At 30.8% G+C, this 20,926-nt stretch carries 22 protein-coding genes and 1 pseudogene; all 23 read right to left on the bottom strand.

The features are described from left to right. Window positions 1-64: 64 nt before the first annotated feature. On the bottom strand, window positions 65-3,343 hold the full coding sequence (locus tag NP781_RS04970) for a PHP domain-containing protein (protein WP_257521603.1): 3,279 nt from the start codon (window positions 3,341-3,343) through the stop codon (window positions 65-67). A gap of 13 nt (window positions 3,344-3,356) precedes the next feature. After that, entirely contained in the window at window positions 3,357-5,030 is a 1,674-nt protein-coding gene (locus NP781_RS04965) for a DHH family phosphoesterase (protein ID WP_257521602.1), read from the bottom strand. Next, entirely contained in the window at window positions 5,031-6,068 is a 1,038-nt protein-coding gene (locus tag NP781_RS04960; protein ID WP_257521601.1) for a hypothetical protein, read from the bottom strand. A gap of 26 nt (window positions 6,069-6,094) precedes the next feature. Next, window positions 6,095-7,549 carry a hypothetical protein gene (locus NP781_RS04955; RefSeq protein WP_257521600.1) on the bottom strand — a complete coding sequence of 485 codons (1,455 nt, stop codon included), beginning with the start codon at window positions 7,547-7,549 and terminating at the stop codon, window positions 6,095-6,097. A 10-nt stretch (window positions 7,550-7,559) separates the two neighbouring features. Further along, window positions 7,560-8,240 (bottom strand): hypothetical protein, encoded by a 681-nt coding sequence (locus NP781_RS04950; RefSeq protein WP_257521599.1) that lies wholly within the window; start codon window positions 8,238-8,240, stop codon window positions 7,560-7,562. Between the two features lie 66 nt (window positions 8,241-8,306). Continuing rightward, window positions 8,307-9,449 (bottom strand): P-loop NTPase family protein, encoded by a 1,143-nt coding sequence (locus NP781_RS04945; RefSeq protein WP_257521598.1) that lies wholly within the window; start codon window positions 9,447-9,449, stop codon window positions 8,307-8,309. Between the two features lie 51 nt (window positions 9,450-9,500). Next, entirely contained in the window at window positions 9,501-10,256 is a 756-nt protein-coding gene (locus NP781_RS04940) for a hypothetical protein (RefSeq protein WP_257521597.1), read from the bottom strand. Continuing rightward, on the bottom strand, window positions 10,250-11,269 hold the full coding sequence (locus NP781_RS04935) for a hypothetical protein (RefSeq protein WP_257521596.1): 1,020 nt from the start codon (window positions 11,267-11,269) through the stop codon (window positions 10,250-10,252). The genes NP781_RS04940 and NP781_RS04935 overlap by 7 nt, the downstream gene beginning before the upstream one ends. Window positions 11,270-11,486: 217 nt before the next feature. Further along, window positions 11,487-12,119, bottom strand: a complete 633-nt coding sequence (locus NP781_RS04930) for a hypothetical protein (RefSeq protein WP_257521595.1) — start codon at window positions 12,117-12,119, stop codon at window positions 11,487-11,489. Beyond that, a complete protein-coding gene (locus NP781_RS04925) occupies window positions 12,116-12,550 on the bottom strand; it encodes a hypothetical protein (RefSeq protein ID WP_257521594.1) in 435 nt (144 codons plus the stop codon). The genes NP781_RS04930 and NP781_RS04925 overlap by 4 nt, the downstream gene beginning before the upstream one ends. Window positions 12,551-12,566: 16 nt before the next feature. Further along, window positions 12,567-12,743, bottom strand: coding sequence for a hypothetical protein (locus NP781_RS04920; protein ID WP_257521593.1), 177 nt, complete (start codon window positions 12,741-12,743; stop codon window positions 12,567-12,569). Between the two features lie 81 nt (window positions 12,744-12,824). Beyond that, window positions 12,825-13,391: a hypothetical protein gene (locus NP781_RS04915; protein ID WP_257521592.1), complete on the bottom strand. Its 567-nt coding sequence runs from the start codon at window positions 13,389-13,391 to the stop codon at window positions 12,825-12,827. 107 nt (window positions 13,392-13,498) lie between these two features. Beyond that, window positions 13,499-14,670 (bottom strand): annotated as a pseudogene (locus NP781_RS04910) (IS256-like element IS256 family transposase). A 99-nt stretch (window positions 14,671-14,769) separates the two neighbouring features. Further along, window positions 14,770-15,168 carry a hypothetical protein gene (locus tag NP781_RS04905; protein WP_257521591.1) on the bottom strand — a complete coding sequence of 133 codons (399 nt, stop codon included), beginning with the start codon at window positions 15,166-15,168 and terminating at the stop codon, window positions 14,770-14,772. Between the two features lie 303 nt (window positions 15,169-15,471). After that, complete coding sequence (locus tag NP781_RS04900; protein ID WP_257521590.1) at window positions 15,472-16,788, bottom strand: Gabija anti-defense Gad2 family protein; 1,317 nt, start codon at window positions 16,786-16,788, stop codon at window positions 15,472-15,474. A gap of 26 nt (window positions 16,789-16,814) precedes the next feature. Then, entirely contained in the window at window positions 16,815-17,393 is a 579-nt protein-coding gene (locus NP781_RS04895) for a hypothetical protein (RefSeq protein ID WP_257521589.1), read from the bottom strand. Window positions 17,394-17,404: 11 nt separating this feature from the next. Next, a complete protein-coding gene (locus NP781_RS04890; protein WP_257521588.1) occupies window positions 17,405-17,671 on the bottom strand; it encodes a hypothetical protein in 267 nt (88 codons plus the stop codon). 128 nt (window positions 17,672-17,799) lie between these two features. After that, the gene (locus tag NP781_RS04885; RefSeq protein WP_257521587.1) at window positions 17,800-17,970 is read right to left on the bottom strand and encodes a hypothetical protein; all 171 of its coding nucleotides are present in this window, start codon (window positions 17,968-17,970) and stop codon (window positions 17,800-17,802) included. 58 nt (window positions 17,971-18,028) lie between these two features. Next, window positions 18,029-18,589: an HNH endonuclease gene (locus NP781_RS04880; protein WP_257521586.1), complete on the bottom strand. Its 561-nt coding sequence runs from the start codon at window positions 18,587-18,589 to the stop codon at window positions 18,029-18,031. A gap of 115 nt (window positions 18,590-18,704) precedes the next feature. Further along, entirely contained in the window at window positions 18,705-18,875 is a 171-nt protein-coding gene (locus NP781_RS04875; protein ID WP_257521585.1) for a hypothetical protein, read from the bottom strand. Window positions 18,876-18,891: 16 nt separating this feature from the next. Continuing rightward, entirely contained in the window at window positions 18,892-19,122 is a 231-nt protein-coding gene (locus NP781_RS04870; protein WP_257521584.1) for a hypothetical protein, read from the bottom strand. Between the two features lie 40 nt (window positions 19,123-19,162). Continuing rightward, entirely contained in the window at window positions 19,163-19,789 is a 627-nt protein-coding gene (locus NP781_RS04865; RefSeq protein ID WP_257521583.1) for a sigma factor, read from the bottom strand. 13 nt (window positions 19,790-19,802) lie between these two features. After that, a complete protein-coding gene (gene dnaN / locus NP781_RS04860; protein WP_257521582.1) occupies window positions 19,803-20,903 on the bottom strand; it encodes a DNA polymerase III subunit beta in 1,101 nt (366 codons plus the stop codon). Window positions 20,904-20,926: the final 23 nt, after the last annotated feature.

Below are 20,926 nucleotides of genomic sequence, written 5' to 3'. Positions count from 1 at the left end.
CGAAACACCTTACTTTCAATAATATTTAATTTTTATTTAAACTTTTATGTATTTTGTTAATTTTTTATACTTTCTGAATTATTTCCCACGAAGATAACCAATTCTGCATAATATTTGAAGCAACCCAACTACCATCAATTTTTTGCATTTTTGGCTTCGCTTCAACCTTGATAACCTTTATCAGATCACCAACTTTCAATAGTGTGTCGCCACTACCATCATAAAATAAACCTTTATTAATCTTTAACTCTACCTCTAAGCCACTGCTAACTACATACAATTTTAATGTTGGTGAATATCTAGCATTGATATCTGTAATTATTACATTAGATTTATGGAATGTGTTATCAATGGTTTGTGCATAGCCCAATATATCCAACTCATACAAGATTTTTTCGCTAATTGAATAATCCTCAACATTAATTAATGCTTTATCATATTCAGCAATCTCTGTCAGCCTTTGGAGTTTAGTTTTTAATTTATGTGTCTTCTTAAAACGTTCGTGAAACTTAACAAGCAACATTTCAAGATGCTTAGTATTACCAAATTCACTAAAGAATCCTAATCGAATTAGAATTTTTGTTTGATTTGTATTTACTGAGGTATTAGTCGTAATGTCTTCAAGCAATGCAATAAAATTCAAATAACAATTATTGATTGATAAATCATATAGTTCATCTGCAACCTTATCATTCATATACGAAATTGATTTTAATCCTTTATATATTTTACCGTCAGATTTATCGTATACGTATTTAGTTTTTGATTTGCCAAACTTTATTGGCTCAATGTGTATACCTTTATTTTTGGCATAATTTATTACGCTTGCACTCTTATCTTTATCATCCTCAAATACGTTTAATGCCGTTGCAATAAATTCTTTAGGATAATAATATCGTAAATATGCCCCGACGTAACCAATGTACGAGTAAGGTTGACTATGATTTAAAGAGAATCCATAATCACTTGCTGATTTAATTACTTCTAAGAACTGTTGTAAGATTCTTTCTGAATATTCTTCGGATTCATTATACTTATCCTTCATTAGTTGCAAGAATCCTTCTCTGATTTTAGGTAAAAATTGTTCTGTTCCTTCTTTTTTTGCTAATCCTCGACGAACACTGTCACTTTCTGAACCTGTATGATTGCAGAAGTCTGTGAGGAAGCGCATAATATCCTCTTGAAAAATCAAATATCCTAAATTAGATTTTAAAAACTCATTCAATGCTTCGTGTCCATTATCATTCACATATCCATTTGCCAATTGAGAACGATAAGAATCTCCTGCTGGACGGATAGCACCGTTAGCCATAGATAGTAAACTGATATAATCAATATCACCAACATTAGACTTTATTCTATTTAAAGAACTATTACTAAACAGTTTTTTAACATAATCGAAAGCAGATGGGGATTCAAACTGGAATACGCCTACAGTCGAATCTGTTAATGATTTCCACACTTCTACATCGTCAGCTTTCACGTTATCAGGAGTTAACCGTTCGATTCCTGCCATTTCACAAGCATCGTTAATCAGTTCTATATTATCTAAACCTAAGATATCTAATTTGACATAATTTAAGCCATCTAATTCCTTCATATTAATAGAAGTAACAGGATATTTACTCTTCTCTGTATAAATAGTTGAAATGTTTTCTTCTAACGGCGTTGGTGAAACAATAAATCCTGATGGGTGACTCCCCATTGATTTAATAGTCCCTTTGATTAAATCCACATACTCAAATAGTTCATGGTATTTATTTCTGTATCGATCTATCCCACCGTTATCTACTGATTTGGCTATTTCGTCAATAATATCATTCGGCATTTTTAATGCTCTACCAACATCTCGTATAGTTCCTTTTTCTGCTATCGTATTAAAAGTGATGATTTCTGCAAAGTATATCTTTCCTTTATATTGCTCTGCCAAAGATGCTACATAATCAATAACTTCTTGTCGTCTAGATGGTGGAAAGTCTATATCGATATCAGCTAAGCTTATACGTTCTGGATTGAGGAAACGGAAGAAGTTGAGGTTATGTTTGATGCTGTCCATCTCAGTAACGCCTAATAAATAGGCAATCAATGAACCATTTACAGATCCTCGTCCATAACCTTGATAGATCCCCTCTTTGTGACACCATTGAATGATATTGTCCTGCAATAACATATAGTTGATTGCGTCTAATTTCTCATATGTATCGTATTCTTCTCGCACTCGATCTAAGTACACTTTTCTCTCTTCTTTCGGTAATTTTACCAGTTCACGATTTATGAAACCTTCATTGATTCGTTCTTTGAAACGACTCTCTGGGTTGTCATATAACTCAGGATACTTAGCGGAGTAATCTAAATCAAACTCTTCTACCATTTCAGCCATGACATTTGTGTTATGGATAGCTTCCAAATAAACATCTCGACTTAATGCTCCTTGAATTTCAAACATATCAACTAGCTCTTTGTAAGATTTCATTGTTAAATCAAACTTATCTTCATCTCCATAACTAGCACCTTTAGAGTCTAATAGGATTTGTCTACCTTTTGCATGTTGTTTGTTTAAACAATGCGTATCAGTCCCTGCAATCAATGGTATCCCTGTCTCTTTTGATAATTGATACAACATCTTATTAAATTTAATCTGTTCTGGATGAGTGTGATACTGAACTTCAAAAAACATTCTATGCTTATTGTTTACAAAAAATTGCATTAAATCCTCATATTCTTCATGAAGACGTTGATCTTTTATATGTAAAATACCATTTATCTTTTCATATGCATTATTATAGAGCCTCCATATCGGAGAAGCTAAACATGCAGATGTCATTAATATGTTGTCTGATGTATTTTTTAATTCGTCAAAAAGCATACGAGGATTATAATAATTGTGCCCATCTGTTTTATCAAAAGATCCAGATGTGAGTTTATTTAATTCTTTTACTCCTGCCTCATTCTTAGCAATAGTCATGAAATGATAATTATCTCGTTCTCTGACTAACTTAACTTTTTCTCGATCAAATTTTATTTCGCTATGAAATCTATTAATATAGTTTTCAATTTCTGACACAGAACTGAACTCCTCATCAATCTTTGGGTAAGCATAATTAACTTTCTTTGTAAGATAAATTTCATTTGCATGAATGTATTTTAGTCCTCGTTTTTCTGTCTCTTGTTTCTTTTTAACCCAATTCATAACACTGCCATGTTCGGAAAATGCAATAGCAGACATACCATATTCTTGTGCCAAGTCTAGATAATCATCAAACCTTGTAATACTGTCTGCTCCTGTCCCTGCTGTTAAATTTGATAGCATAGAATGAAGGTGGTAGATAGTATAGTTGTCCAAGTTATAACCTCCATTACTTAATAATATTTATATCATCAATAATAAATTGATATTGCTTGATCTCCTTATACTTATTAACACTACATGTTCCAACAATCTCAATTTCTTTTGTATTTTTTAATTTTAAAATAACATCTTCATTCTGTTTGAACATTATGTACGTAATATTTCCACGCTGCATTTGAATTGTATCTAATTTAGAACCAATGATTTCTAGGTTCACATCATTTAATTTAAAATCATTAATTACAATCTTTGGCTCAGATATATCTTTACCCCAAACAGGAGAAAGCTCACTAATTTCTTCGATAATAGATGAATTCATTGATTTTAAAGGTATTAAAAAATCAACTTTATACTTCTTACTAAAATCAACATTAGACATCATATCATTTAAATGTGTTGAAACACCTTCAATATTTTCCTTGCTGATTCCTATTCCAAATGCTGATCCATGACCCTTAGCGTATTCAATGTGTTCACTATCATTTAATATGTCCCTTAATTCATCAAATCCTCCGTAACTACGACCACTACCAGTATACAAATCTTCTTTTTTATTGTAGTCTACGATAATAATAGGTTTCATAAATTTGCTTGCTAATTGATTTGCAATTAAACCTTTCGAACCGTTATCAATTTGCATGTCTTTTAGCAATACAATCTTGTCATCCTCATTAACATTTACGTTCTCGATAATATTATCAACCATCTTGTTTTTTGCTCGATCTTGTCGAGACTTTATATTTACACATTGTCTTGCGAAATCACTTATAAATGGAACTAATTCTGACTTATTTTTTCCTCTAGGCTTATATTCCACAAGCTCTTTATGTTCAATAAATGCCTTAAACATATCTTCTCTTTCCTTGATAGTACCTATACGAGTAACGGCATTAATAAGTGGTGCAATATAAAAACCTATTGTAGTTGGATTTAATTTACTCTTCATTGAGTAATCTTGTTTGGCTATTAATGCTTGCAAAAAGGAGTTATTAATATTTAATAAACCTTCATTAATTAAATAGCGTGTCTCTAATTCTTTTAGAGACATCATATCTGCAATATTCCCAACTGCCACCAAATCTAAGAAGTGGTCTGCAAAATCAGTACCATAATGGTCATCTAATGCCTGACATACTTTATATGCAATTCCTGCGCCACTTAACGATAGGTTACCTTCGTTGTTTAAATATGGATTAACAATCGTTGCATATTTACTTTCTTTACAATCAATTTCATGATGATCGATTACTACTACATCTATGCCTTTTTCATAAAATCGCTTATGTTCTTCTTCTTCATTTGATGAGGCATCTGGTACTAGTAGTAAATCTATTTCTAAATCATCGCTTACATTAGAAATTCCATGTGTTTTTTTATCGTGTATATGATAAGTAATGTTTAATTCTTCATTTTGTAATTTTAAGTATTGATACAATATTGATGCACTGGTGTAACCATCTGCATCTGCATCAACAACTATATGTATATTTGAATCATTATCGATATGTTTAGCAATTGTATTTTTAACATTATGTATATTCTTTAATATTTTCCAATCCTGAGTAACCGATTTATCTAAATCAAGATAGTCGTGAAGGTTTGATACATTTCTGTTTTGTGAAAGAGTACCAACAATATCAAATATGTAATCATTGTCTCCGATTAATTCGTATTTAAACAATCAACCACGCACCTTTCTTTTTGCTTTATAAAGCTTCTTCCAATTATCAAAATTATCACTAGGGCTTTCCTTGTCTTTTAATAGGTTCTCTGTATCATAAATACAATACAATTCTTGACTCTTCATAAACTTATCAAATTCATCACGATAAAAACTCTTATCTATGAGTCCATCTCTTCCTATTTCTACTCCTTTATCATATGCTATTACAATTCTCACACCTAACAAAGTTAGTTTCTTTACTTGTGTTTTTGATAATTTATGACCGCCAATAGCAACTGCATTTCTTATCCCCTTATCCCATAACTGCTGAACACTTTTTTCAGCCTCCAATACTATTACCTCTTTTTGCTTTAATATGTAATGTTTCGCTTTGTCTAAACCATAAAGAATTTTAGTCTTAGCGCAAGGGTGTAGATATATGTATTTGTTTTCATGTGGTAGAACAACTTCGCTATTCAACCTTCCTTTAACCCCTACTAAATTCCCTAATTCATCTCGAATCGGTATAGTAATCATGTTTGATTCAATATCATAACCCAATTCAAATTCTTCTTGTGTGTGATAACCTATTCCATCATTTTTAAATAAATCAGTCACATATAAACCGTAATAACTTAAAATTTCTTCATCTATAGGCTCAAGATGTTCGTCGACAGATTCTCTTTCTCTATTCTTCACTCTTATCATATCTCTTGTCCATGCTGCTAATTTTGACTTAGGTTGCTGTTTTTCATAGTAATTGTATCCACAAACATCGCATATCCACTTTAAACTGTCTGAAAAATATGATTCATTTATGTATGATACTAATGAAATAATATCGCTGTTCCCATAAGCATCTTTTATATTTCTTGTATATGCATCAACCTTTAAATTGTCTTTGTATACTACGGTGGAATTTTGATTATCACCGTCAGGCATACCACAAGAATAATACCTACTATTAGATTCAATTGAATGCATTCCCAATTCTTCTAGGATTAATCTAACTTTATCATCATCTATAATCCTTTCTTTTAGATCTAAAGCATCCAAAGTATTCACCTCAATTACATATAAAGTTATTTATCGTTCTTCGGTTTAAACACCTTGGTTAGAAACCCTACTTCATACCATGTATTCCTATCTAGATTTACCTCAGTTACTAAGACAGTTCCCTTACCTGTACCTCGGTTTTTTGCTATTTTTTGACCGTAGTATGTTTTGTTTTTATCTAATTCATATGTACCCCATTCATTAGTAATTCTGTATTTATGATAATCGTTTGGATTTAATCGTTTCTCCAAAATCATGTGATCAACTACGTGATAGAGCTGCTTGGCATTTGCAATGTTGTTCGAGTTTAAATCAAAAATGTCGATATTGTGTGTCTCGTCGGTTAATTGGATTGTACAGTACCCTGCAACATTCATTTCACCACAAACATTTTTTATCATTGTCGTTGTCTGCTTTACTGTTTCCCACTGATCGCCCTTGTATCCTTTTAATGTATCGTAATAGATTACTTCTACACCTAACCCTAATACATGCTTTTTTATTTCACGTTGTAAATCTTCGTCTGAATATTTATTTAGCTCTAAAAAGTAAACTCTTGTATTTTCTTTAATCCACTCACCAACAATTTCAGTAATTAAGCGATATTGATCTTCTGATTCGTAAACACCATTTAATATATCTGATTCAGTGATATTAGTTAGTGACTCTTTATTATCTGGATTTGAATTTAAGAAATTAAACTCATGATTATTACAGATTGTTGATGCCTGCATGGCATACCATTCATCTTCATCTTGCTCATTAACTAAGACTAAAACAGGAATTCGTTTTAATACACCAATAAAATTAACAACCTTCGCCATACGTCTACTTTTACCTTCATTTGATAACATACCATCAACCAGTACTTTCTTTTTACGTAACCCTCTAAAGTACTCATCCCACTTAGGAAAAGGTAGTGGGTGTCCGATATCTGGAGTCTGTTTCCATGATTCTAATTTATCTTTAAATTTACTACCTAACAGCGTTGCTTGCTTACCTCCACCGATTACAGTGTTGATATTATCTACCGCATAACGCATTGTGCTAATAATGTCCTCTGCTTTCATTTGAGGGAACTTAGGATGCTGCAACATCTTATCTGTTGGGAAGTTTTTTCTAGCGAATTCACGTATTAGTGAGTACTTTTTCACTGTGTCAAAATATTTATCGACATCTTTATCATCAGCTAGGCTCATTTGATATTCTATTGTTCGCCAACCGCCTATATCTTTATATCTCTTTGCTCGCTCATTATCCTGATTCATAAAAATTGTAAACTTCGATTCATTCATTTCTTGAGAGAATGTCATATAAAACAGTTCAAACATATCGTACAAATATCTAAGCTCTTCATCATAAAAATCGTACTTTGATTTAATTAAATCTGCATATTCTATGTATAAATCTACATTCTTATATAATGAACCGACCAGTAATGCTTCAGAAGCATAGTCATTATCTTTTCTTTTTTCAACCATTTGTTTCCTCCTAAATCAATTCATCGTGAATGTCTGCCACTCTGAAATCTTCTGCATCTTTTCTAGCTTTTTCAACCACTTGATTAAACTTGTTAGATGATTCAATTTTAGACTTAATGTCAACTACTTGATAATTTTTCTCTTCTAACTTTTCTTTGTAATTCTTATAGTCCTCATATTTACTAATAACAATAGCTAACTCATAATTCATTCTCTGGGAAGTGTTTTTGAATTTTTTATTTAATGTTTGCTTTGCTAGGTAATTGACTAACATAGAGTACATTTCTAGAAATTCATCATAGGAAATCGAACCATAAACCCTCTCATCTCTCCCTTGTGTGATCTTATCAATCCTCATACAATAATAATTGGGCAATGTAACTTGATAATGCTCTTTTATCCATTCATAAAATCTATTTTTAGATATGGCTAACAATTTGTCTTTACGTTGTTCTAATTGACAGCCAATAATCATGTTATCTATTTCCTCCTTGCTCATCTTACCTTTCTTAATTAATTCATTTCTAAAACACTCCTCATGGTAATACCTTCCGTTTATTTTTAAGTATGAATCCTTTTCAGTATCAATTGATTGTAATCTAATCGACTTTCCATCTTTATCTTTATCTAATCCTTGTAATTTTAATTCTTTTAGCTTTTTTGTATCACATGAATGGCACTTGTATTTCATAGCAGCTACACCTCATTTTAAAAAATAAGGGGAAAGAGAAAGCTCAATCCCCTATTGTTGTATGTATTATTCTTTAACTAATTTTAGGAATTTCTCCAAATCTGAAATAGCTTCAATTTGATTAAAATCGATATCTAAGCCAGATGCCTTAACTTTTGCACCTAATGACTTCTTTTTCAACGGAGTTAACGTAGAAATTAATTTTCCAATCTCATTACGTAAACCATCTACAGTTACATCCGAAGTAGTTTCTTCCTCTTGCACTTTCTCTTTTTTGTTTGTCATTGATTCAGACAGTAAGTCTTCATCTTTTTTGATAGAGTCTGACATACTATTTCCTACAATATTTGATTTTTTACCTTTATTTTTATCAATTACCTCTTGCCATAATAGAGGTGAAGGATCGTCAATTACAACATTCTGAGCATAAACTTGTGTTCGGTCTTTACGCATTACCTGTGCTTTGATTTGACCCATATCATCTTCAAAGTGTCGTAGTACTGTAAAGAATTCATATTCAACTCCATCCCACGTATCAGGAACTTTACCAACCTCAACTAACTGCATTTTTCCATCAACATCAACCATCTGCTTTTTAGTTTTCTCACGAGAAGTTACTACTACATATTTATCTGTACCAGTAATAAGGCTACGTAATAAATTTTTACCTTTCATTTTGATTTTATCGTGATCTTTAAACTCTAACCCTGCTGTAGATTCAGCTACAAATTGCTCTGTTGCTGTTTTATCTTGAGATTTAGCTTTTAACTTTGCACGTTTTTCGGATACATTAATTGCTGCAAACTTTACATTATCACTAATTACAGTAATACCATCTACTACAATTACATCTGCAACGAATGGATTTCCGTCTGCGTCAAGCACTTCTTCTAAATTGCCATCATCATCTTCTATGTAAAGCGTTTCTTCTTGCATTGCTTTTTGTGCCCACTCTTCAACTTCTGAGTAAGATGTTGTATATACAAGTAAAAGGTTGTCTAGGTTAATACCTTGCTCTTCAAGTGATTCAAGATAGTTATCTACACTACCTGCTTCACAATCGATATACAATACACGTAACGGTTTTCCGTTTTCACTTTTCATCTTCATGAAGTCTAATGCAAATGTAGATTTCCAAGTTCCTGCTTCACCAAAATTAAAGAATTTTAAACCTTTTTTTACTGTACTGCCACGTTTAGCTTTTGCCATGAATAAATTACACTCCTATTAATTATGTATTTTTTACTTTAATTAAAAATGTTATGACTGTTTTATTAAATCCCACTTATCTTTATACACGTCATATTTACTTCTCATTCCTACACTAAAATTATAAGATCGTAGTTCCTTAGAAGGAATAATTAAAGTTTTAAATATTTCCTCATCAAGAACGCAATGTGCTATATAATAATCGCAATTATGCTTTTTGCTCCAAATATTAAACTTGAAGAACGAACCAGTTTTAGTGTTATGCAAATTAGATGTCTTAACATCAATTTTAGTTTCTTTATTTACTAATAAATCGTATGGATGCTTAACACTCATTTTTTCAACTTCAAAACCTTTATTTAATAACATGTCTAGTGTTTTAAATTCATAATCTATTCCAAAATTGGTTTCAGAAGTTTGTAAATCTAAGTTTAATAAGTTAGCGTAGTATCTATAGCCGTTACCTTTAGAGATTAATCCTGTTATGCTGCAACCGTTCTCTAAAGTTGTTCTAATTTGACTATATGTTGGCATACAGTTTATCTTTAATATTTCCTGAACCTGTTTAATGCCTCTGATTATCTCTTCTTCTTTTGTCAAACTGGTATCTATATATATCTTTTTCTTTGTGGGCAAATTTAATTTTTTCGCCCACAAAGTCATACCACCATTAGAATATATCATTCTTTCCAATTCACGATAATTTGAGTTCCTTATTTCTTCAATTGTTGGCATTCTATCAATATTTAATTCATCCATTATGTATAAAGTAATATTTTTTATATCTTCCGTAATGTCTGTTACCAAGGTAATAAGTCTTCCTCAATCTCAACTTCCTCTTTTTTGCCTTTACCCCAAGTATCAGTTGATTTTTGTTGACCTTCAGCATTCAATTTCTCTAATGCTTCATCTACAATTGATTGAGTATAAGTTTCAACATCAATTGTTTCTGGGTTAGCACCTTCGATTACATATTCGCGAGTATACGATGTATTAGCTCTGTCAAATGAGTTTGTTTTTCCCCAAGAATCAGTTTCTTTTACTTCTTCTACGTCAGCCTTATTAATGATCTTTCCACTAACGGCAATAGCTGTGTATGGCTTTAGATTCTTTTTAATCATATTTGCTAAAGATTTCTCATAAATTACAAACTCAGCATTCTCGATTGAATTTTGAGTAATAATCTTTGCTTCAACTAGGAACTTATCTACATTTTCTGCTTTTTCAATTCCAATAAACACAATGGTCTGTTTGAAATCTGATAATGATTCAAAACCTTCCTCTTCAAAGTCAATATCTTTAGAATTTAAGAACACTGCATCAGCAAGCAGTTTTTTATTACGAATTGCATCACCTTCACGATTTTTAAATGAAGAGTATTCGATTTGACCTTGCACATAAATAGAGGTGTCATCGCTTAAACCGCCAATTACTTCTTCTGCTGCATCATATTGTGCAAATGTAGAAATGATGTTCTTACCTTTATCATCTTTTTCTAATCCTAAACGAGTACCGATAACTTTAAATCCTTCTTCTTCGTAGTTATATCGATCATCCCAAGGTACAACTTTTTGTTGTGACTTCTCTCCTTTAACTTCTGACTGTTTGAACAAATAAGCATTCTTACTTTTAAAACCTTCTACATTAACAAAGATGATTGATTCTTGGTCTACCTTTACACCAAATTTTGCTGTATTCTTTTCAGCTCCAGATGGGAATGTCTGTGGTTTAAGTGCGTCTTCCTTTTTTAATCCTGTTGCTAGTCCTCGTAATCGGAAGAACCCTTTTGTTTCTGGTAAACCATGAGTTGTTTTAGCCATATTAATAAATCTCTCCATTTCAATTATGTATTTTCTTTTTTTAATTATCGAACCAATCACAATATACCTAACTAAAGTTTAAATAATATTAGGAATTTATTGAGAACATTTTAAATTTGAGAACATGTGTTATTTTATATATTACCTAACAATAGATAAATTTTAATTATTTACATCGTTCATGGTTCGATAGTTTAACTAGTTTATGTATCATATCTTACTTATCTTCAATAAGACAATCCTTTTCTTCTAAACCTTCACGTTTAAAGTAATACTTACTCCTTTTATTCATCCAAGGAGGAGGTTTAACTTCTTTCCATTGCTCTTTGTTCAAAATACTATTTTTAACTATTTTCACTACTTGTTTCTCATACTCTCTTAATCCAACATATTCATTACCTTGATCAATGGCTTTAGCAATCTCTGACAATATAAATGCATCAGTAACATTATCGCTTGGATGTTTAAATCCCCATCGTCTTTCTATTGGTGCTACCATTGTCTTTTTAGAAGAGTTTCCATTTCCAGTTGCAAACTTCTTTAATGTTTTTGGAGCTACATCGTAATAAGAGAATCCTGCCTTATGAAGATGTTCTCTTATAATCCAGCCTACACCGTACTGATAATCAATTCCTTGTCCTAATGAGTTATAACTAAAATTTTCGATACAAATAATATCAGTATTTATGTTTAGCTTTTTAATTATTTCCTCGGCAATGTAAATCATTCTTTCAGGGTCTTTTTTATATGTATAGAATAAATCAGTTTCAACTATAATCTTACCTAATTCGTCTTGTATGAAGAATCCTGTCATTGAAGATGGGTCAATTCCAACATAACGCTTCGTCAATCAGCATCACCGTCATTAACTTCATCTTCTAAAACCTCAATACCTTTTACCTTCTTGCGTCCTCGACCACTTGTAGATTCACCTAAATCAATAATAACTTTATCGTTTATGTATTCATACATTTCATTAGCAACTTTATTGATATGGTCAGATGCCTTGTCTAACGCTGCAATAAATTTATCAACACTCGATATATCCTCGGTAGTTAAGCCTTCTCTAAATTCTTCTTCTAATAAACGATGTGTCAATGTCTTAAAGTTTCCGAAGTGTTTCTCATTACCGTATGCGTACTCCTCGATTAAAGGAGCATTTTTTCCTTTTCCACCACGCTTTTGATACTTAAAGCTAAGTGTTTTATTATAACGATCAAAGCTGATTCTATGCTGTGATGTTAACTGTACTTGATTGGATTCTAATGGAGGTTCAATCATTATATCACCTTACTTTCTATGTATTTTCTTTATTTATAATATCATTTCTCATAAAATGTAATTCTAGTAGCAGCTTTTTGATTATCTTACTACACCAAACAGCATTTTCACGATTAAATTCTGTCTGATCATTTATGTAATCCAATCCGTTTAAAATTCCCTGTTCTTCTTCATAAGTTAATCTACTGACCATAGTCCTCACTCCCTTTCTTAACTATACTCTTATTATAACATCACCATTTTTTATTTCAAGCATTTTTATGTATTTATTTAATTAATTTTTAATATCAGATTTTACAGCAGCTAATTCTTTTTGTAACTGCTCGATTTGAGCTTCTAAATTACTAACCTTTTCTAATTTCTTCTTATGTAGTATTTCTTTTTCATAATCAGTAAGCCATTTTTCTTCTAATTCCCATAGATCACATTCATATCCCTGAAACTCATGATTAATCACTTTAACTTCTTTAATAATAGATACTTTAGGTAAATGTGCATCGCAAAGAATCCCACAGCAACCTTTATTAGAGTTGTAACCTTCGTCATCAGGATTGCATTGACAATAATGACCTTTCATTTCACCAATATCTAATTCAATCGTAAATGAGGTAGAATCATTGTGACTGTAAATTTCTAACCAACCATTAGAATGCCAATCATTCTCTTCAGCATCATTATAGTCAATCGTATACTCTTTTTTCTGATAAGTATCTAATAGCTCTTTCATTTCTTGATAATTACTGAGTTGAAATAACGTTTCATAGTAAGGAATCAAAGTCTTTTTATTCAACTCATCTTGATTAAGGATCAGTTCTTTTAAATCCTCATAAAATTTATGCATCTATCTTCCTCCAATTTTTTATAAAATGTGATTATTATTTAAGATAAGAAATTAACAAGTCAAGTCCAGACTCCTGTGTAAAATGCTATACAATGTTTTTACCATTTCTACTTATCAAAATTGATGTATTTTCTTGAAGAATAAATCCATTCATCATGTAGGTCCATAAGAACGGCTCCAATTAAGCGATTGGCTGATGTTTGATTGGGGAAGATGCGAATAATCTTTTCTCTTCTGCGTACTTCTTGATTCAGTCGTTCAATTAGATTGGTACTCTTTAGTCGATTGTGGGAATTTCCTTGTACGGTATATTGAAAGGCGTCTTCGAATCCATCATCCAATGATGCGCAAGCTTTTGAATATTTTGGTTGATCGATATAATCATGAATCAATCGATTTTTAGCCTCACGCGCTAAGTTAATATCTGTGAACTTAAAAATTCCTTTAACAGCTTCTCTGAAAGATTTTGAATTTTTTTAGGAATGGTGGTAAAGATATTTCTTAGGAAGTGAACTTGGCATCTTTGCCAACTTACGTTGGTGAAGGATTTTCTAATGGCAGAGACTAATCCTTTGTGCGCATCAGAAATAACGAGTTCCGTACCTTGTAAACCGCGTTCTTTTAGGTATTCAAAAAATGTTGTCCAGGTCTCTTCGCTTTCGCCACTTTGAATCATGAAGCCGATAATTTCACGGTCGCCATCTTTGGTTATTCCAATCGCTATATGACAGCTTTTTGAGAGTACTCGATTTTCTTCTCGTACTTTTATATAGAGTACATCGGTCATTAAGTAAGGATAATTTTTTTCTGATAATAAACGATTCTGCCACTCGTTAACCATAGGTTCTAGCTGTTCTGTTAAGCTAGAAACGAAGGACTTAGAGACGGATTTACCACAAAGTTCTTCCACAATTTTTGATACTTTACGAGTTGAAACGCCTGATACATACATTTCCAACATTGAAGCCATGAGGGCTTTTTCGTTTCGTTGATAACGTTCAAACACTGTGGGTGAAAAATGGCCATCACGTGTTCTGGGTACTTTTAATTCTAGCGTGCCTACACGTGTCGTAAAGCTGCGCTCATAATAGCCATTTCGTTGACTTTGTCGGTTTTCTGTTCGTTCATATTCTTTTGCTTGAATATATTCTGTTCGTTGATTTTCCATTAGTTGATTAAATACCGTTGTTAAAATATTTTTAGAAACGTCATCCTTTACAGAATATTCAATAATGCTTTGAATCTCTTCGCTTTTCAGTGTAAAATGTACTTGGGTCATGTAAAAGTCCTCCTGGGTATGTTTTTGTCGTTAAAAACATTGTACCGTAAAAGGACTGTTATATGGCCTTTTTACTTTTACACAATTATACGGACTTTATCAATTAACAATATCGCTAATCTGTTCTTTAGACAGTTCTTTAATGTACACATCACCACTGTATTCATGGATTGAAATGTTAACACTATCATCTGTTTTATATAGAACTATTTCTTTACCAGTATCGATTTTTAATTTAATTTCATTATCAAAACAAATACATTTTCTTCCATCATATAAATCAATTAATCCCTCACTAAAACCTAAGGACAAGATGCAGAATGTTTCTTCATCACCATATTGATTGATCGTATCACTTGAAATACCTACTTCATTTAGTATTTCATGATTTTCTTTACTATTTTCAACTAGTACGTATGCACAATCTCCTCCACTAGCTTCAATAACCTCTAGACTATTTAACGCATTGACAACTTCCTTTTTGTTTAACTTATTCATAATATTATTCTCCCTCTTTCAATTTAGGTTTATAAACATCTGGTCGTGTATCTTTATACCACTTGATAAATTGTTTCTTATATCTGATGAACTGAACAAAATAAGATACACCTTTAATACGTTTATATAACCAGAAGTTAAATACGTACCAAATAGGATATAAAAGTAAACTAATTACTACTAGACATCCTAAAACTATAATTAATACTGTTGATATGTATGTACTAACTGATAAGATATTGATTACATAGTCATTCAAGCTATATCACTCTCCTCTTTTAATAAAACTGAAATATTATCTAATTAGTAAGGAAAATCTTCTACATCTACTACTTCCACGCTAGGCTCATCCTTAATTCCAAGCCACTCTTTCCATTCTGCATCTGGTACTTCTCTAACAACCTTACATTTAGTAGCAGTGATTTCATTCGAGCTATCTTCAATCACATTTGCTCCATCAATTTCAACTTCAATTAATACCTTATCAGTATTACTAAAATATGTTGAACTCTTTAATTCGTATTTATGATTGAAGAATAATTTGCCGTGAGCACCGTATGAATTATTAGGATATTCTTTTTCAGCAGTCACTTCTTCTCCAATTACATATTTAAATGTGGAACGGAAGAAACTCTGTAATGATTCTCCTGATTTTTGAACAAACTTATAGAATTTCTTATCTTTATAAAACTCTTGAACATCAACTTCAGTTGCTTCCTTTTCTGATGAATATTCTCCAATTACTTCACCATTAATAACTCTGTATTCATTACCATCCTTTAATTTAACAACGAATCTTTCACCCTTATCTAAATCATCTAAAATGTCATCAATATCATAATCGATAGGTCGGTACTCTTTGAAGTAGGATTCTGATTTAGAGAAGTTTGCAATACGATCAATAGCTACTTGTAAATCAAACTTTTCATCCTTTACATCATCGAATAGTCGATCATAAGATTCACCATACATACCACCTAGTTGTTCTTTTAGCTCATCATAAGATTTAATATCCAATGTCATACAAGTCATTAGAATACGGAAATATTCTGCCTTTGTGATTTTATAGCCTTTATCTTCATACTTTTGTGTACGAATAGCTGAAATTAATGGATAGCTAGTGTTTGAATTAAATCGTAAAATACGTTGTGAATTATGCTTTAAGAACTCTGGATGTAGAATGAATTCTTCAATTTCAAAATCATAAGCACCCATACAAACTGTAAAATCATATGTATCAAAAATATCTTCAACTTTTCCATATGTGCGATAATGAATGATCTGTACTAAAATTTGATTATCTAAGTATTTCTTAATAAATTGTGTAGCTTTATTTGTGTGTGAGACTACATGACTCCCTGATAAAGTTTGTTCAGCAAATAAATAAAGTGAATTATAATCACGGAAATATACATCTACATCATTAATTTCTTTATTAGTAAATAAGCTTGAAATCATACCTCCTGCAATGATAGCTTTTGATTTCTTTAGTGAGCTGTATAAGTCTTCTCCTAAATATGCTTTCAGTTTATTCTTCTCAAATGTAAAATCGAATTGACTATTTAAAATATCTTTTTTAATTTCATTGTATTGATCTTTAGTTAAAGTAAATTGCACCATACACCATTCCTTTTTATGTATTTTATTTAATTAAGAGGATTAAAATTATTAACCCCATCCAACTTATTGTATTCAGCAATAATTATTTCGACTTGTTTTCTAAACTTCTCTGGGAATCTATCATTCTTACCATAGTTCTTACTTGAATATCTAAAATCACTTTCTACTTTCTTATGAAACTCAGCTTCAGTAAAAATTCTATCTCCATACTTATCGTTACCTAATACACTTACTGTAAGTCTGGTATGTTTATTCTCATTTTCTTTTATGTACGCATATGCCCATTGATGAAATGATCCATCTTTATCTTCTTTATAATTAGTTGGGATTACATATAGATCACTATCTATTAATTTATATTGGTACTCCTCACCAAGACCATTCATAAATTCAGGTATTACAATTTCTACCCCATCAATAATCTTAGTTTTTAATCTATGTCTATTCCGACTATCGTGTTCTTCATTCCAAATTTTATCCTTAACTACCCTTACTACTTTTGATAATTCATTATGTAAATACTTATCTTCTGTACTTGATGTTTTATATGTATTACGAAAAATCATAATATTGTCCAGTTGCTCTTTTAGATACTCTGTATTCAAATTTACACCTCCTAATCAAAATGTCCATGTCTCTTCATAACATTAATAATTTCATTAATATAAGGTTCATCTGTATTAATTACTATATAAGAGTTATAAGGCTTCTTACCATCTTTTTCACGACCATCCTCAATATTTCCTAAAATTCTATCCAATACAATCGCTAAATCCTGTCGTTCACTGATACTTAAATATTTTTCAACATCACGCTCATTAATTATTGTATAACGTCTTTCTTTTCCCTCTAAAACAGTACCTTCAAATGCTTGTTCTGCCATTTCACATATCTCCTTTTTACTTTTTATTATTACGAGTCATTATCTTTTAATTTACAAATTTCCAATTTGACACTAAATAATGATACCCTCTACCATATGTACCATCTAGATAATCTGCTTCAAAGTCATTACTTCCATTTTTTTAATTTTGTAACTTTAGCTTCCTTTCTGGCATCTAAGTCAAAAATAATCGTACCAATTGTTAACTTAGATTTAATTTCGTTCAATCTTGCTTCTTTGTCTTCTAATTCTTTAACTCTTGCTTTTAACTTTGGCAGATTGTAATAAAAATCATTCATTAAGATATCTCCTCATTTTTTATATTTTTGATAATACGTGTATTTTATTATTTTTTATTTATGTATTTTCTGTATTAAAATTATTTAACCATTTATATATCTTGTCCTGTCTTGATTTATCATATATTTCATTTCCATCGTTATACCATTCCTCTAATTTATATGTCCATTTATTACTGTTGCACATTTTACAAGATGGAACACAATTTTCTATTCCGTTACTTCCATTATGATCAACATGTTCTTTATGGAAATCAGACCATTTAAGTTCTCCCCCATATCTATTGAAGTGATTGTCAATATGTAATCCACAATAAGCACACTTGTTATTAAAGAACTCTTTGCATACTTTCCATTCCTCGTTAGTAATTGTGTGAGTCTTATGTTGTTGTCTTTTTAATCGATAACTGGTAAGTTTATCCTTATTATTCATTTGCCATTTTTTAAATGTACCATCATTTAAATACTCAGTATTCTTCTTTTTCCTTCTCAATTTACTATTCTCTTTTGCATTGTCTCTTTTTATATATTCTTTTCTTTTTTCTGGATTATTCTTTACCCATGCAGCAGTCCTTTTCTTAGCACAGTCTTTACATTCTCTATGATAAGAAATAGTCACATTCCCGTCTTTCCTCTTGTATTTTTGAGAATAATAGTAGTTTAAATCTTTAGTTTCACCACATGTATAGCACTTCTTAATTCTTATCTCTCCTTTCTTTCATAAAAGTGAATTATTATTTAACTTCGTTCTTCTCATACAATTCTAATTCATCAAGAATTTCATTTAAAAATACAAACCTATTGAACTCTTCTGATGATTTAGCAACAAAATTACTCTTCTCTGACTGTTTATAAAGAGTATCGATTTCTCTCAATACATGGGACTTAAAACCATCTAAGCTCATGAGTGTCACCTCTTAATTAATATTTATCATTTTCAATTGCATTTAACATATAATCGATATCTACATATGTGCAATTTCCAACCTTCTTCATCTGAACTAAATCTTTATGTATTTTACCTAATTTGTTTAATAATTTCGGAACATTAAATGCCATGCTCGTATGGGTATCGATGTCCATATAATCACTTTCACCAAATTCTGTCTCATATTTATTCCATTGCTTCTTAATTATTTCTAATTTATTCATTATCAGTTTCCTTTCGATAATACTTATTTTTTATTTAAATTTAAGAAACGATCTCACCACTTGAGTAATGGTAAATAAACTCACGTACATGTTCTCTAAACATTGTTGTTGTATAATGTACTGTTCTTGGACTGACTCCAATGAATGGCGCTACTTCATTTGTAGTTGTTTCTCTGAACATTAAAGGTAGTAAGTAAGGATGATACTTTTCATGTATCCAAGATTTCGCATATTCAACTGCATTATGTAAGTATGTAAAGTCTTTCTTATGTAAAACATCTTTATCTGACACATCTAATATTTCTATTAATAAAGAATTTTTATTATCACCTGACACTTCTATGTCTAAAGATGAAATAGTTAAATTTGTATCATCATTTTTCTTATACTGATAATGCTGCAAACATCTACAAATTTCATTTTTCATAGAGTTATAGCAATATGTAGTAAATTTAATTCCTTTTGATATATCAAATAATTTGATAGCATTTGAAAATCCATAATACGCTGCACTTTCAATATCTTCTTTACTCAACCTGCATTTGTTGTTAAATTTTAAAATAACGTCATATACTAATCCTTTATTCCTGTTAAACAATTCGTTCCCAGCATCGTTAGATCCATTGTTAAACAATTCTACTAATTCTTCATTTGTCAATTTATCCATTGCATTACCTCTCTTAAAATGTACGTACTGGTAGTACTAATTGTAGTGCCTTGTTGCTTTCTTCAGTTATTACAAATGGTCTCATTGCTCCATTAATTGAAAGTTTAATACTGTTACTATTCAACGCTTTAATTGCCTCTTTGAGATATGCGTTATTAAATGAAATCTCAATGTTTTCTCCATTAAACTCGCCTTTTAAATCGGCACTCATATTTCCTAATTCTATATTGCTCGCAGATAATTTAATACCTTTGTCATTGCCACTTAAACGAACAACACTATTTCTATCTTCTTTACTTATGTATTCTAACTGGGATAAACTTTCTAATGTTTGTTTTGAATCTAATTCAATATATGTATTAAAGTCTTCGGGAATTAAGCGTGTTGTATCTGGATAATTACCTTCAATATTCTTAACAATTAATTCACTGTCATCAAATGATAGTTTACTGTAATTTTCATCAATGTTGAAGTTAATTTCTTTTGTATTCTTATCCATCATTTTTAATGACTTTTTAAGACTTTTACCATCAATGGCTTTGCGGATATCACCATCCACTTCAACATTGAAATTATATAATCCTAAACGATGCGAATTAGTTGCTACAAATTTAACTAAATTCTTACTTACTTCAATATTTACGCCTTTTAGGATTGGACGTGAATCTGATTTAGCTACTGCGAACGATGTATTTTTAATTCCTGTTGTATACTCATCTTTATTGATCTTAAACTGAGTTCCAATGATTTCAGGCATTATTGGATAATTGTCATGACACTCATGTAAAGTATAATTAACATTACCTGCTTTTACGTTTACTTTGTTTTCATCCAATTTTTCAATATTAACCATATTAGCTTTAGATTTGTTGATGAAATTAAACAGTTGCTTAAAATTGATTAACAGTGAATTATTTGATTTAATTTCAATGTTTTCATCTTTTACTGTAGTAATTAAGAATTTATCACCATCTCCACCTGTCAATTTCAAACTACTTGAATCGATACTCATATTTACATTATCGTAAATTGGATTACTAGCTTTATTATTCATTACCTGTCCAATCTTTTTTAAACCTTCTAATAATTCGATTCGAGATACTTCAATACTCAATTTTCATCATCCTTTTTATGTAT

This window comes from Lysinibacillus sp. FN11, from assembly GCF_024628845.1.
GTDB classification, from domain to species: Bacteria; Bacillota; Bacilli; order Bacillales_A; family Planococcaceae; genus Lysinibacillus; species Lysinibacillus capsici.
This window is presented reverse-complemented; position numbering and strand designations above follow the sequence as displayed.

Bases quoted from the DNA above. Each gene is read 5' to 3' on its own strand.
- NP781_RS04950 (WP_257521599.1), bottom strand. From the start codon at position 8,240: ATGAAATACAAGTGCCATTCATGTGATACAAAAAAGCTAAAAGAATTA.
- NP781_RS04925 (WP_257521594.1), bottom strand. From the start codon at position 12,550: ATGATTGAACCTCCATTAGAATCCAATCAAGTACAGTTAACATCACAG.
- NP781_RS04890 (WP_257521588.1), bottom strand. From the start codon at position 17,671: ATGGCAGAACAAGCATTTGAAGGTACTGTTTTAGAGGGAAAAGAAAGA.
- NP781_RS04875 (WP_257521585.1), bottom strand. From the start codon at position 18,875: ATGAGCTTAGATGGTTTTAAGTCCCATGTATTGAGAGAAATCGATACT.
- NP781_RS04935 (WP_257521596.1), bottom strand. From the start codon at position 11,269: ATGGCTAAAACAACTCATGGTTTACCAGAAACAAAAGGGTTCTTCCGA.
- NP781_RS04955 (WP_257521600.1), bottom strand. From the start codon at position 7,549: ATGGTTGAAAAAAGAAAAGATAATGACTATGCTTCTGAAGCATTACTG.
- NP781_RS04905 (WP_257521591.1), bottom strand. From the start codon at position 15,168: ATGAATAAGTTAAACAAAAAGGAAGTTGTCAATGCGTTAAATAGTCTA.
- NP781_RS04865 (WP_257521583.1), bottom strand. From the start codon at position 19,789: ATGGATAAATTGACAAATGAAGAATTAGTAGAATTGTTTAACAATGGA.
- NP781_RS04900 (WP_257521590.1), bottom strand. From the start codon at position 16,788: ATGGTGCAATTTACTTTAACTAAAGATCAATACAATGAAATTAAAAAA.
- NP781_RS04870 (WP_257521584.1), bottom strand. From the start codon at position 19,122: ATGAATAAATTAGAAATAATTAAGAAGCAATGGAATAAATATGAGACA.
- NP781_RS04920 (WP_257521593.1), bottom strand. From the start codon at position 12,743: ATGGTCAGTAGATTAACTTATGAAGAAGAACAGGGAATTTTAAACGGA.
- NP781_RS04915 (WP_257521592.1), bottom strand. From the start codon at position 13,391: ATGCATAAATTTTATGAGGATTTAAAAGAACTGATCCTTAATCAAGAT.
- NP781_RS04945 (WP_257521598.1), bottom strand. From the start codon at position 9,449: ATGGCAAAAGCTAAACGTGGCAGTACAGTAAAAAAAGGTTTAAAATTC.
- NP781_RS04885 (WP_257521587.1), bottom strand. From the start codon at position 17,970: ATGAATGATTTTTATTACAATCTGCCAAAGTTAAAAGCAAGAGTTAAA.